Below are 12,413 nucleotides of genomic sequence, written 5' to 3'. Positions count from 1 at the left end.
TACGGACGTGACGAAGGACAGGAGCTCAGCCCGGCGGGCCCGACCGCGCAGGCGCGGTCGCAGACTTCCGCCACGGCGGTGGCGTTTCGAGCTCGAAGGCGTCATGTCTCTGGTTGCGGCGGTGGTGCTCGCGGTTGTCTGCTACGCCGAGTTGGAGGATCTGTACTGGCTTCAGCGACGCGGGGAGGTGGTCAGCGCGGCGGTCCTGGACGAGTCCGGTGGACGGACTACGCGCATCGAAGTCAGATACGTGACGCTCGCGGGCGAGGTCGTCACCGGTGAGACCTCCAACTACGAGGATGCCGAGGTGGGCGGCACGATCGACGTTGTCTACGACCGCGTCGACCCCAGCCGCATGCAGGCGGCGGCCTGGGGCTTCGACTACTGGTTCCCGGGCGTCTTTCTCGGTGGGGCGAGCGTGGGCTTCCTGATCTACGGAATCAACAGTCTCTGGGGTAGGCGTGGTGACGAGCGGTAGGCGGTGGGAGATGACGCCGGAGGACGAGGGCACCCGGGAGAAGCGGCGGTGGCGGGTTGCGCCTGAGGGGGTGATCTTCGTGTTCATCGCGGTGCTGATGGCCGGCGTTGGCTACTCGGAGATCCAGGACGAGCTCGCGCTGGAGCGCCGGGGAGAGGTCGTCACGGCGACTGTGCTGCACAAGGAGACGGCTCCGCGGTCCGGGGAGCCGATCGACATCCGGTTCGTGACGAAGGACGGCGAGACCGTCGAGACCACGACCGAGAACTACTCGGCGGCTGAGGTCGGGCAGCGCATCCAGGTGGTCTACGACCCGATGAAACCCACCCGGGTGCAGTCCGCCGACCTGGGGTACGAGTACCAGTCCTCCGTCGTCGTCTTCGGCGGCGGGGCTGTGGCGATCCTTGTCGTCAGCCTGTCCAGATTCTGGAGCCGGCCGACGGAAGCCGACGATTCGACGGCCGCACCAGGGTGAGCACGCCGCCACGGTGGCCGTGCGGGCGAGACGGATGCGCGCCGCGCCCCAGCGTGCCGTGCAAAAGCACGGCAGCCGGCGTACCGCTCAGAACGGCGGGTGGTCGTCAGCCTTCTGCAGTGTGCCGATGGCCGACTGGCCACGGGGATCGGTGCAGGACAGCGCATCGGGAGGACCGGATCTGGTGCTCTGAAGTGGCTGACCGGTTGTGGGCGCTTCGTTCGCCTGTCGGGTGACGGGGCCAAGGGCGGATGGGACGGTGGTGTAGCGATGGCCGGTCGGAGTGGTCAGGGTGATCGATCCGCCTGGGCGGCTTGTCGTCCGCCAGCCCCAGGCGCGGGTGTCCTTGATGACATGGTGGAACTCGCAGTACGGCGCCAGTCCGGCGAGGCTGGTCGTGCCGTTGTCCGCGAACGGAGTGATGTGGTCGCGGTCGCAATCTCTGGAGGCCCGGTTGCATCCAGGCCACGCGCAGACGGGATGCCGGGCGAGCAAGGTCTCCGTGACGAGGGCGCCGGGATCGTGGCGGGTGGTGGAGGCTTCGAGGACTGCGCCGTTCACGGGGTCGGTGAGGAGTCGTCGCCAGGTGCCGTCAGCGGCGATGCGGCGGGCCATGCGAGCGGGGATGGGGCCGTGGCCAGTCAGCTCGGCGGGATCGTCATCGAGGCCGAGGAGGGTGGTGGCTGCCACGATGACTTCGATGTGAGGCCGGCGGCGGTGCTGATCGGGGAGTCGGCGGCCGAGCCAGTCAAGACCGTTGCGCAGGATGTGTTCGAACAGGTCAGCGGCGACGTCGGCGCGGCGCTGTTCGGCGGTCCGGGCGTCCCTCGTCGCACCACAACGACGCAGCCCCGCACCGATGCGCCCTGCATCGCTGCCGGGTGCGGCAGCCTTGTTGTGCGCCGCGTTCTCGCCTCGCGGCGTGCGATGCTCCAGCTCAGGCCTGGTGGCTGCCATGCGATCCCTTATCGGCTCGCCGGTCGTCGGGCTGTGGCCGTCCAGGACGACTGCAGTGGCTGCCGTGGTGTCGTCGGTGGTCGTGCCGGTCTCGGCGGGGTTCGGGATGACGGGGCCGGTGGCGGGGCGCTTGGCGAGGGCGGCCATGGCCTGGATGGTGATCCAGATCTGCTGGATCTTGTCGGCGGTGTGGACGATCCACAGGCCCGCCATGCCGTTTGCGAGGGGGACGATCTTGCAGGTCCGCTCGGTAGCGGCGGCACGATGGTTGTCGTCCGCCTCGCCGGTGGAGTGTTTGGCGACCTGGCGGCGCAGGGATTCCAGCAGATTGCGGTGAGTCTGCGAGGCGGCCCGTCTCAGCACGTGCGCCTCTACGGCTCGGGCCGTGTCGTCGTGCAGCGCGCTGGTGGCCTCGGAGATAGCCAGGGCCTTGCCCCAGGTGAGGGCGCCGCACTTGAGCGCGGTGTGCGTCGCCCTCAACGACGAGGTGAGTCGGAGCGCGGTCTCCACCCGCAGGCCGACGGTGTTTGGCGACAACCCGAGCGCGAGCGCGATCTCGCCGTACCAGGAGCGTTCGGGGTCGATCGGGCGGCCCTTCGTGTCGAGTTGTGTCGGGCGGGGTGATTCGCGGTGTTCGGCTCGGCGTTGCCGGATGAACGATGCCATCGCGCTCGCCTTGATCGCTTCGGCCCAGCCGGACAGGCGGTTGGCGGAATTCATCAGTTCGATCAGGGCCATCGGGGACATCGCCTCGGGCCGGGTCTGCTCTAGCGCGCCGGCGAGCTCCCCGCCGGGCGGCAGACACACCCAGGCCGGTGCGCAGCGGCGAAGCATCTCACGCTCCGCCTCGTCCTGATCGACCCCGTCCCACAGTTCCCACTCGAGGGTGTCGACCTGGGAGAACCTGTTCCGGCCTAGCAGGACGTCGAGCTCGGCGTCCTGCTCGTCTTGTTCATTGATGAAGCGTGGGCCGCCCGAGGCGTGAGGGTCCTCGGGGATGTCGAGGTCTTCCAGTGTCGAGACAACACCGGACGGCAAGAGAGTCCGGGACGCGGCCGGATCGGCGATGACCAGGTCGTCGCCGATCCGGCAGTTGATGAGCTCTCTCATGTGCCAATAATAGAACATACGTTCCCTTGAACTCAAGTTTCGAGAGGGTGCTGTGTGTTATGTCGCAGGACATCGGTGACAGTTCTGCATCAGGACATCGGTGACGATTCGGGCGATGTTGGTGGTGACACTTCCGGAGCCCGCCCGGCCCGCCTGCTGTTGACCCACTCGATCCGAAACCGGATTGACGGCGGACGGGCCGACCGTTCCGATGGTGCTCGTGAGTTCCCGTAAGGTCCACGCCGATCAGGCCCACATCGACACACCGCTCGTCCGCGAACTGGTGGCCGTTCAGTTCCCGCAGTGGGCGGCGTTGCCGCTGGAGCCGGTCGACTCCGGCGGATTGGCGAACGCGATCTACCGTCTCGGTTCCGACCTGTGCGTACGGCTGCCGCTCCGGCCCTCGATCACCGACCCCGTCCGGCGGGAGCAGGCGAAACTCGCGGCACTCGCGCCGCTCCTGCCCGTGGCCATCCCCGCGGTCGAGGCGATCGGCTCACCCACCGACGCGTTCCCGGGCGAGTGGTCCGTCCACCGCTGGCTCACCGGTAGGCACCGGTCCCCCGATGCGCTCGCCGACCCACGCGGGCTAGCGACGGACCTCGCGGCATTCGTCGACGCGTTCCGGCGGATCGACCTGCCAGACCGGCCGCCGGCGTATCCGGGCGAGCGCCGCACGCGCGCTCCGATGGTCGAGATGGACTCCTCGACGCGGAAGGCGATCGGCGAGCTGGACGGCCTGATCGACACTGGCGCAGCGCTGGCGTCGTGGGAGGAGTCACTCGCGGCGCCGTACGACGGGCGCGAGGTGTGGGTGCACTCGGACCTGACGCCGGGCAACCTGCTCGTGTCAGTGGAGGACCGGCTGACCGCGGTGCTCGACTTCGAGACCTGCGGGGTCGGCGATCCGGCCTGCGACCTGTTCCCCGTGTGGCACCTACTGCCCGTGAATCTCCGCGACGAGTTCCGTGCGGCGCTGGACGTGGACGACGCGACGTGGCTCCGCGGCCGCGGGCGCGTGCTGTCCCAGGCCCTGATCGTGTGGTCGCATCAAAAGGACACCAACCCAGCGATGACGAACTGCGCGCGGCACGTCATCGGCGAGGCGCTCGCAGTGCCTCGATGAGGTCTCTGAGCTGGCGATCGACGCGCCAACTCCCGTATCTCCCAGCCCAACAGACGTTCCACCAGCTTGCCAGCCGGGCGAGCATGACAGTCCATCGAGGACATCCAACCGGTGCCCGGTGTGACTTACCTCGGCAACGGCCGACCCCAGGCCAGCGCCCGAGACGGGCTGAAACGTCACCGATGTCCTGACACACCAACTGTCACCGATGTCTTGATACAGAACTGTCACCGATGTCCTGAGACATCACACGAGAGGGTGCTGTGACGTGGGGGTCTGCGTTGTGGAGGGTGTCGTAGAGGCACGCTCTTGGTGATCCGGGAATGCCCATTGGCACATCCCACGAGCCCTGACGCACGGGAGCCTCCGCCGAAGCTGCGTCACTTCGCCCGCAGCGGCCGCGTCACATCACGTACCGAGCCGGCATTCGCCGACGTCGGCCGCACCAAGCAAACATGGGTAGGTCTACCGACGCGCGGTTTCCCTCGCCCCGTTGAGCATGGGAAGCGGCGGCCATGGCGCGCCTTGAGCGCATCTGAGTGTTCAGGGGCGTTGGCCGAATCGGTGAGGAGCCAAGCCATGTCCGAGATCGAAGCGAATGACGTCCGGCTGTACTACGAGGTGTACGGAAGCGGCGAGCCCCTCGTACTCGTCCATGGATCGTGGGGTGACGCCCGGAGCTGGCGATTCGTGGTCCCCGGGCTGGCCGAGTCCTTCCGCGTACTCGTTTACGACCGTCGCGGCCACTCCCGCAGCGAGCGCCCGCAGACACAGGGCAGCGTTGTCGAGGACGGCGACGACCTCGCTGCCCTGCTCCGCGTACTCGACATCGCTCCGGCGCACGTGGTCACGAATTCGTACGGCGGCGACATCGCGCTGCGCCTGGCCGCACGGCACCCGGAGGTGTTCCGCTCGCTCTCCTGCCACGAACCACCCCTGTTCAGCCTTCTGGAGGATGATCCCGCGAGCCAGGTCATCCTCGGGCAGGGCGCCGCCAGCCTCGAATCCGTCGGCCGGCGGATCGCCGAGGGCGACGCTGTGGGTGCGGCGCAGCAGTTCGCCGACGAGGTCGCCTTTGGGCCGGGCGCCTGGGACAACCAGTTGCCGCCGGAGCTGCGGGCGATCTTCGTTCAGAATGCTCCGACGTTCCTTGACGAGCTACAAGACCCCCACGCGCTCAGCATCGACCCGGACCTGCTGGCACAGCTTGCACTGCCGGTCCGGCTCACCCAAGGCTCCGAAAGCCCGCCAGCATTCCCTGCGGTCATCGAGCGCCTCATGGGCCTGATCCCACACGCCACGCGAGAGACGATCCCGGGCGCGGCACACATTCCGCACCTGACGGCACCGAGGCGCTACGTCGAGGCCACAACGCGCGCTCTCCGACGCACCACCGTCTGAACCCATCGCCGTTGGCGACGCGTCCGCGCCCAAGCGGTGGGCCGCGGACGGCCCCCATCTAGCTCGGCCCTGAACTCCCGACGTGTCCCAGGCCGCAACAAGGCCCCCGACGCCAGCCTCGACCGGTGGCGAGCCGGCGTGCCGGGTCATCCCGTTCGACCCCGATGGTTCTGGCGCGCGCTATAGGCGGGGGCCGAGGGGGTCTTCGTCGGGTGGGGTGGGGGTTCGGCGGGTGGTGTTGGTGAGGGAGCGTTCGGGGAGCCAGAGGATGAAGGTGCTGCCTACGCCTATCTCGGAGTGCAGGGCGACGGTGCCGCCGTGGGACTCGGCGATCTGGCGGACGATGGCCAGGCCGAGGCCGGTACGGCGTTGGCCGGTGGACGGGACCGTGGCCGGGGGCTGGCGCTGACCGGAGCGGAAGAAGCGGTCGAAGACGCGGTCGGCGTCCTCGGCCGCAATGCCGGGACCTTCGTCGCGTACGGCGATCCACGCCCACCCGTTGCGGCTCCCGACCGCCAGCACCAGCTCACTCCCACCACGAGCGAGCCGGACCGCGTTGGAGAGCAGGTTGTCGACCGCCCGCCGCAACGCGGACGCGTCTCCGGCCGCGATCGGCCCGGGGGACAGGCGCCGTACGACGTGCAGTTCGCGATCCGCCGCGAGCAGTTCGTACTCCTCGGCCGCCTCGCCCGCGATCGCGGCCAGATCCACGTCCGCGTCGACGAAGGCCGGTGACGAACGGCGAGCGGACGCGAGCAGATCCTCGACCAGCCGGGTCATCCGATGGATCGCCCGGCTGACGATCGCGGTCGCCTGGGCCCGGTCCTCCGCGGTGGTGTCGTCGTGCGCGAGTACGGCGTCCACGTTCGCCTGGATCACCGCCAGCGGGTTGCGCAGCTCGTGCGACGCGTCGTCGACCAACTGCCGCTGCGACATGAACGCAGACTCGAGCCGGCCAAGCATGTCGTCGACGGTGTCGGCCAGGTTCCGCAGCTCGTCCCGTGGCCCGTCCAGGGCGATCCGGCGGGACAGGTCGGTCGCCGAGATCTCCTGTGCTGTCGTGGTGATCCGCCGTACCGGACGCAGGGCACGGCCCGACAACCACCAGCCGGTCCCGAGACTCACCAGGAGCAACGCCCCCATGCCCGCGGCCGAGTAGTTCCGCAGCGTCTGCAGCGTCTGGTAGTTCACCGCGGACTCGATCGTCGAGATCTCCGCGGCCTCGATGACATGCCCCGGCTTCACCTTCAGGTTGCCGTTGGCATCCTTGTAGACCTTGTTCACCGTGATCGGACTCAACGGCTTCGGATCCAGGAACGCCGATAGAGCGACGTACACCCCACCGAGCAGCAACGCCGACAGCGCAATCAGCACCGCCGAGTACGTCACCGTCAACCGGAACCGAATCGTCTGGGTCCACGGCGGGCGCTTGAACTTCATGTCTCACCTCGAAGGCGGTAGCCGCGGCCGATGACGGTTTCCAGGACGGGCTCTTCGCCCTCCTGGGTGAGTTTGCGGCGGAGGGTGCCGACGGTGACGCGGACGCTCTGGGTGAAGGGGTCCGCGTTCTCGTCCCAGACGTGCTCGAGGAGCTCCTCGGCCGAGACGACGTGACCGGGTCGCGACATCAGGTAACGCAGTACGCCGAACTCCTTCAGCGTCAGCGGGAGCTCGCGGCCGGACCGGGTGGCGAGGTGGCGGGACGAGTCGAGCACCAGGCCGCCGACGTGCAGCTGGGTGGTCCCGTTGGTGACGTCGCGGCGCAGCAGGGCGCGGATCCGGGCGAGCAGCTCGACCAGCGCGAACGGCTTGGTCAGGTAGTCGTCCGCGCCCTCGTCGAGCCCGCGGACCCGGTCGGCCAGCGAGGCGCGCGCGGTCAGCATCAGCACCCGCAGCTCGCGGCCGGACGCGACCTCGATCTCACCCCGGCGTACGGCGCGGCACAGGTCGAGGCCGCTGGTGTCCGGCAGGGTGATGTCCAGGATCGCCAGGTCGTACGCCGTGGTCGCAAGCTTCTCCACTGCCTCGGCGCCGGTCGTCGCCGTGTCCACGGCATAGCCGGCCCGGCCGAGTCCGGAGCGCAGCGCGCTGACCAGGCCTTCCTCGTCCTCCACCACCAGTAGTCGCACGAGACCAAGGTAGCCGGACCGGCCGGGTTGGCCGGTCTGCGCTTTCGGTGGACTTTCGCTCCGCTTTCCGGTCGTTTTCGCGCCCCTTTGATGTGGTGGGGGCCAATCGACCGAAGGAGTTTCTTGATGAACGTCCCAGGAAAGCGGCTCATCCTCGGTACGGCGGTCGCCGCGGCGGCCCTCGGGGTCGGCGGGATCGCGTACGCGACCACCGGTGACCCGGCGCCCGAGCAGGGCTACGTGACCATCGAGGACGGCGCCACCACCCCGTCGCCGGGCACTGGCAGCGCCCAGCGGGACGGCACGGACTGCCCCGAGAAGAACGGCGGCCAGGGCCAGAACCAGGGGCAAGGCCAGCAGGGTGAGCAGCCGGCACAGCCCGAGCAGACCCAGCCGGACGCATCCGAGAACGCATGACAGCGAATCCGAACGATCCGGGTGCCGGACGGCACCCGGATCGGGGGGTGATGGAGGAGGCGCCGGCCCGGTGGCCGGGGGCCGGCCAGAGCCGGCTGGGCCGGCTGGAGGCCGGCGGAGGAGATCACGTGGAGGTTGGTGTGGAGAGACGTAGTGACACCGGGGTGTCGGCAGGGCTGCTCGAGCATGCGTTGTTCGAGGTGAAGCGGGTTGTGGTGGGGCAGGACCAGCTGGTGGAGCGGATGCTGGTCGGGCTCCTGGCCCGCGGGCACTGCTTGCTGGAGGGTGTGCCGGGTGTCGCGAAGACGCTGGCGGTGCGGACGCTGGCCGAGGTGATCGGCGGGCAGTTCTCCCGGCTGCAGTTCACCCCGGACCTGGTGCCGGGCGACATCATGGGCACCCGGATCTGGCGCCCGTCGGCGGAGGGGTTCGACACCGAGCTCGGCCCGGTCTTCGCCAACCTGGTCCTGGCCGACGAGATCAACCGCGCACCCGCCAAGGTGCAGTCGGCGTTGCTCGAGGCGATGGCCGAGCACCAGGTCAGCATCGGCGGCCGCAGCTACAAGCTGCCGGAGCCGTTCCTGGTGCTGGCGACCCAGAACCCGATCGAGTCCGACGGCGTGTACGCGCTGCCCGAGGCGCAGCGGGACCGGTTCCTGCTGAAGATCACGGTGGACTACCCGACTCCGCTCGAGGAGCTCACCATCCTGCAGCGGATGAGCGCGCACCGGCCGCACGCGAACGCCGTGCTCACCCCGGAGCAGGTCGCTCAGTTGCAGGAGGCAACGGACGACGTCTTCGTCCACAACGCGGTCGCGGAGTACGTCGTACGCCTCGTGCATGCGACCCGGGTGCCACAGCAGTACGGCGTCAACGACCTGCAAGGCGTCCTGGAGTTCGGCGTGAGCCCGCGGGCCACGCTCGGCCTGGTCGCCGCCGGGCGCGCGCTCGCGTTGCTGCGAGGCCGCGACTACGTCCTGCCCGCCGACGTGTACGACGTTGCCCTCGACGTGATGGCGCATCGTCTGGTCCTCACCTTCGACGCGCTCGCCGACGGTGTCGACCCGCGGGCCGTGATCTCCCGCATCCTGCACGCCGTCGAGCAACCACACGTCGTCCCCGCGGACGGCGCCCAGGGGTCGGCAGCATGAACGAGCGGAGCGAGTTCATCATCAAGCACAGAACGACTTGTGCCTCATCCGCGCCCGGAGCGAAGCGAGGACGTGGATGAGTCTCCCGGGCCCCGACCTGCTGAAGGGGCGGGAGCGGGCGTTGCGGACGCTGGAGCTCTCGGTCAAGCGGAAGCTGGAAGGGTTCCTGCACGGCGAGATCACCGGACTGCGGAGCGGGCCGGGCAGCGAGCCGAACGAGGCGCGGCCGTACCAGGCCGGCCAGGACGACGTCCGCCGGATGGACTGGAACGTCACGGCTCGCTCGCTCGAGCCGCATGTCCGGTCGCCGCTGGCCGAGCGGGAGCTGGAGACCTGGGCGTTGCTCGACGCATCGGCCAGCATGGACTTCGGCACTGCGCTCAGCGAGAAGCGCGATCTCGCCATCGCTGTGGTCGGGGCGGTCGGCCTGCTCGCCGACCGGCCCGGCAACCGGCTCGGCGTTCGCGTCGCCGTCGGGGACCACCTGTCCCGGATCCCCGGCGTCGGTGGGGCGGCAGCACTTCGCCGTACCCTGCGAACGCTGCTATCGTTGCCCAGGGCAACGCCTGGCGAGCATCCCGCGGTTCCGCTGGGGGCTGCGATCACCCGGTTCAACCGCGAACATCCCCGCCCCGGGCTGCGGGTCGTCGTCTCGGACTTCCACGACGACACCTGGGCGGACCCGCTGCGCCGGCTGGCCGCGCGGCACGAGGTGATCGCCGTCGAGGTGCTCGACCCGCGCGAGCTCGAACTCCCCGAGGTCGGCCTGCTCACGCTGGTCGACCCGGAGACCGGGCGGCGCCGTGAGGTGCAGACGACCAGCAAGAGACTGCGGCGCAAGTACGCCGACGTGATGACAGCCAAACGTGAACAGACCGCTCGCGACCTCCGGGCCGCGGGTGCGGCGCACCTCGTGCTGCGGACCGACACCGACTGGGTCCGCGACGTGGCGGCCTTCGCCACCGCCCGCCGCCGCGCGAGCGTCCGCCGGAACCCGATGGGAAGGACCGGAATCCGATGAGATTCGAGCAACCGCTGTGGCTTCTGCTGCTCGGCCTGGTGGTGGCGCTGGTCGCCGCCTACCTGGTCGCCCAGCGGCGCCGCAGCAAGTACGCCGTCCGGTTCGCGACCCTGCCGATGCTGGAGAAGGTCGCGCCGACGCGGCCCGGCTGGCGGCGGCACGCGCCGGCCGTGGCGTTCCTGGCCGCAGTGACCGTGCTGACGATCGCGATCGCCCGGCCGGTCGCCGACATCCGGGTGCCGCGGGAACGCGCCACCGTGCTGGTCGCGATGGACGTCTCCAACTCGATGGCCGCGACCGACGTGGCGCCGAACCGGTTCGAGGTGGCCAAGCAGGCCGCGGTCCAGTTCGTCGAGGAGCTGCCGGAGAAGTTCAACGTCGGCCTGGTCTCGTTCGCCCGGACCGCGACCGTGGTCGCGCCGCCGAGCACCAACCACCAGGCGACCGTGGACGCGATCAACACCCTGACGCTAACCGATAGCACCGCGATCGGCGAGGCCGTGCTGACCAGCCTGCAAGCGGTCCGCACGATCGACCCGAACGACCCACCGCCGAGCCGGATCGTGCTGCTGTCCGACGGCGGGAACACCTCCGGCCGTCCGATCGACGAAGCCGCCGAGGCGGCCGACCAGGCCGGTGTGCCGGTGTCGACGATCGCGTACGGGACCCCCGAAGGCACTGTGAACCTCGAAGGCCGGAACATCCCGGTCCCCGCCGACAGCGAGGCGCTGCGCGGCCTCGCCGAGGCGACCAGCGGCGACTTCTACGAGGCTGAGAGCGACGAGCAGCTACGCGACGTCTACTCCGACCTGCAGTCGTCGATCGGCTGGACCACCGAACCACGCGAGATCACCAATCTGGTGGCGGGAATCGCCCTGGTCGCGGCGCTGCTTGCCGCGCTGGCCTCGCTGCTCTGGTTCTCCCGTCTGCCCTGAGCAGTGAAGGAGCCTTCGATGAGCCCTCATCTCGGTCAACCGTTCCGCGGCCCGCACTACGCGCCCGGTCCACCCCCTGCGGAGCCGCTGCCTGCAGCGGAGCCGCAGTACCCCTTCTCCGTCACCCCGGCTTCCGCTGGGTCGGCTCCCCCCTCTCCGGCCGCGGCACCTCAGGCCGGGGTGACGGTCCAACCTCCTCGTACGGCGGCCCGCCGCGGACGGGTCGTGGTCGCCAGCCTCGCGCTGTCGATCGTGGCCGGCGGGCTGGCCGGCGCGGTGACGGGATCCCGTGATCCCGAGTCCGCGGCGGTCGAGCTGCCGCAGGCGGCCGCGCCACCCGCGGCGGCCCAGGGGTCGATCACCGCGGCTGCCGCGAGCGTGCTGCCGGGTGTGGTGTCGGTGCGGGCCGGCCGGGCGACCGGGTCCGGGTTTGCGATCGACCAGCAGGGTCACGTGGTGACCAACGCACACGTGGTGGAAGGAGCGAGCGATGTCTCGCTGGTGCTGTCGAACGGCCGCCGGGTCGACGCCGAGATCATCGGGTCGGACGAGGACAACGACCTCGCCGTACTCCAGGTCTCGACCGCCGACGCCGAGGGACTGCGTGCGCTCACGCTCGGCCGGTCCGCACAGCTGCGGGTCGGCGACCCGGTGCTGGCCGTCGGCTCACCGCTCGGGCTGGAAGGGACGGTGACCGCGGGCATCGTCAGCGCGGTCGATCGGCAGGCGCGGTTCGGTGACAACAACAGCCGCCAGTCGGCGATCCAGACCGACGCCGCGATCAACCCGGGCAACTCCGGCGGTCCGCTGGTCAACTCCGCCGGGCAGGTGGTCGGCGTCAACACGGCGATCGCCACTCTCGGCAGCTCGTCCCGCGGCAGCATCGGCATCGGCTTCGCCATCCCGGTGGACCGGATGAAGACCATCGTCGAGGGGCTGATCAACTGACCTGAAGGAGCGCCTCGGCAAGCGCAGTTCTGGCGTAGAGCACGAGGCGGCCGGAGCGGTGGGAAGTGACGAGACCGGCGGCGCGTAAGGCACTCAGGTGTTGTGAGACGCAGCCGGGCGTCAGGCCGGTCCGGGCGGCCAACTCTGTCGTCGATCTCGGGCTGCCGAGCTGGTTCAGCAGCTCGGCCCGGGATCGGCCCAGTACGCCGGCCACCCCCGCCGGAGTCGGTCGCGTGGAGTCGTCCCACAGCGTGGCGACTCCACG

13 protein-coding genes are annotated in these 12,413 nt (G+C 69.8%); 9 read left to right on the top strand and 4 right to left on the bottom strand.

Annotated elements, in window-relative coordinates; genetic code table 11:
* The first annotated feature begins 7 nt into the window (after positions 1-7).
* Together AB0H36_RS36795 and AB0H36_RS36790 are read left to right on the top strand one after the other, a co-directional pair.
* The gene (locus AB0H36_RS36795) at positions 8-478 is read left to right on the top strand and encodes a DUF3592 domain-containing protein (RefSeq protein ID WP_360534593.1); all 471 of its coding nucleotides are present in this window, start codon (positions 8-10) and stop codon (positions 476-478) included.
* Positions 465-953, top strand: coding sequence for a DUF3592 domain-containing protein (locus AB0H36_RS36790; protein WP_360534591.1), 489 nt, complete (start codon positions 465-467; stop codon positions 951-953). The genes AB0H36_RS36795 and AB0H36_RS36790 overlap by 14 nt, the downstream gene beginning before the upstream one ends.
* Before the next feature lie 87 nt (positions 954-1,040).
* Here the strand turns inward: AB0H36_RS36790 and AB0H36_RS36785 are convergent, their stop codons facing one another.
* Positions 1,041-3,056, bottom strand: a complete 2,016-nt coding sequence (locus AB0H36_RS36785; RefSeq protein WP_360534589.1) for a hypothetical protein — start codon at positions 3,054-3,056, stop codon at positions 1,041-1,043.
* A gap of 184 nt (positions 3,057-3,240) precedes the next feature.
* Here AB0H36_RS36785 and AB0H36_RS36780 point away from each other — a divergent pair, with 184 nt between their 5' ends.
* Positions 3,241-4,146 (top strand): aminoglycoside phosphotransferase family protein, encoded by a 906-nt coding sequence (locus tag AB0H36_RS36780; RefSeq protein WP_360534587.1) that lies wholly within the window; start codon positions 3,241-3,243, stop codon positions 4,144-4,146.
* A 579-nt stretch (positions 4,147-4,725) separates the two neighbouring features.
* Positions 4,726-5,547 carry an alpha/beta hydrolase gene (locus AB0H36_RS36775; RefSeq protein ID WP_360534585.1) on the top strand — a complete coding sequence of 274 codons (822 nt, stop codon included), beginning with the start codon at positions 4,726-4,728 and terminating at the stop codon, positions 5,545-5,547.
* Between the two features lie 180 nt (positions 5,548-5,727).
* Here the strand turns inward: AB0H36_RS36775 and AB0H36_RS36770 are convergent, their stop codons facing one another.
* A complete protein-coding gene (locus AB0H36_RS36770) occupies positions 5,728-6,987 on the bottom strand; it encodes a HAMP domain-containing sensor histidine kinase (RefSeq protein WP_360534583.1) in 1,260 nt (419 codons plus the stop codon).
* The gene (locus tag AB0H36_RS36765; protein WP_360534581.1) at positions 6,984-7,676 is read right to left on the bottom strand and encodes a response regulator transcription factor; all 693 of its coding nucleotides are present in this window, start codon (positions 7,674-7,676) and stop codon (positions 6,984-6,986) included. The genes AB0H36_RS36770 and AB0H36_RS36765 overlap by 4 nt, the downstream gene beginning before the upstream one ends.
* A 126-nt stretch (positions 7,677-7,802) precedes the next feature.
* Here AB0H36_RS36765 and AB0H36_RS36760 point away from each other — a divergent pair, with 126 nt between their 5' ends.
* The 5 genes from AB0H36_RS36760 (at position 7,803) to AB0H36_RS36740 (ending at position 12,148) form a co-directional block, all read left to right on the top strand.
* Entirely contained in the window at positions 7,803-8,093 is a 291-nt protein-coding gene (locus AB0H36_RS36760; protein WP_360534579.1) for a hypothetical protein, read from the top strand.
* Between the two features lie 140 nt (positions 8,094-8,233).
* Entirely contained in the window at positions 8,234-9,244 is a 1,011-nt protein-coding gene (locus tag AB0H36_RS36755; protein WP_360534577.1) for a MoxR family ATPase, read from the top strand.
* Positions 9,245-9,320: 76 nt separating this feature from the next.
* Complete coding sequence (locus tag AB0H36_RS36750; protein WP_360534575.1) at positions 9,321-10,265, top strand: DUF58 domain-containing protein; 945 nt, start codon at positions 9,321-9,323, stop codon at positions 10,263-10,265.
* Positions 10,262-11,200 carry a VWA domain-containing protein gene (locus AB0H36_RS36745; protein WP_360534573.1) on the top strand — a complete coding sequence of 313 codons (939 nt, stop codon included), beginning with the start codon at positions 10,262-10,264 and terminating at the stop codon, positions 11,198-11,200. The genes AB0H36_RS36750 and AB0H36_RS36745 overlap by 4 nt, the downstream gene beginning before the upstream one ends.
* A gap of 18 nt (positions 11,201-11,218) precedes the next feature.
* Positions 11,219-12,148, top strand: a complete 930-nt coding sequence (locus AB0H36_RS36740) for a trypsin-like peptidase domain-containing protein (RefSeq protein WP_360534571.1) — start codon at positions 11,219-11,221, stop codon at positions 12,146-12,148.
* Here the strand turns inward: AB0H36_RS36740 and AB0H36_RS36735 are convergent.
* On the bottom strand, positions 12,141-12,413 hold a 273-nt coding region (locus AB0H36_RS36735; RefSeq protein WP_360534569.1), incomplete at its 5' end, for a winged helix-turn-helix domain-containing protein. The two genes, AB0H36_RS36740 and AB0H36_RS36735, sit on opposite strands and share 8 nt — an antisense overlap.

The sequence above is a fragment of the Kribbella sp. NPDC050820 genome (genome assembly GCF_040653975.1).
Lineage (GTDB): Bacteria > Actinomycetota > Actinomycetes > Propionibacteriales > Kribbellaceae > Kribbella.
The sequence above is the reverse complement of the archived record's forward strand: the minus strand, read 5'-3'. Positions and strand labels throughout refer to the sequence as shown.

Bases quoted from the DNA above. Each gene is read 5' to 3' on its own strand.
- AB0H36_RS36770 (WP_360534583.1), bottom strand. From the start codon at position 6,987: ATGAAGTTCAAGCGCCCGCCGTGGACCCAGACGATTCGGTTCCGGTTG.
- AB0H36_RS36745 (WP_360534573.1), top strand. From the start codon at position 10,262: ATGAGATTCGAGCAACCGCTGTGGCTTCTGCTGCTCGGCCTGGTGGTG.
- AB0H36_RS36760 (WP_360534579.1), top strand. From the start codon at position 7,803: ATGAACGTCCCAGGAAAGCGGCTCATCCTCGGTACGGCGGTCGCCGCG.
- AB0H36_RS36750 (WP_360534575.1), top strand. From the start codon at position 9,321: ATGAGTCTCCCGGGCCCCGACCTGCTGAAGGGGCGGGAGCGGGCGTTG.
- AB0H36_RS36740 (WP_360534571.1), top strand. From the start codon at position 11,219: ATGAGCCCTCATCTCGGTCAACCGTTCCGCGGCCCGCACTACGCGCCC.
- AB0H36_RS36775 (WP_360534585.1), top strand. From the start codon at position 4,726: ATGTCCGAGATCGAAGCGAATGACGTCCGGCTGTACTACGAGGTGTAC.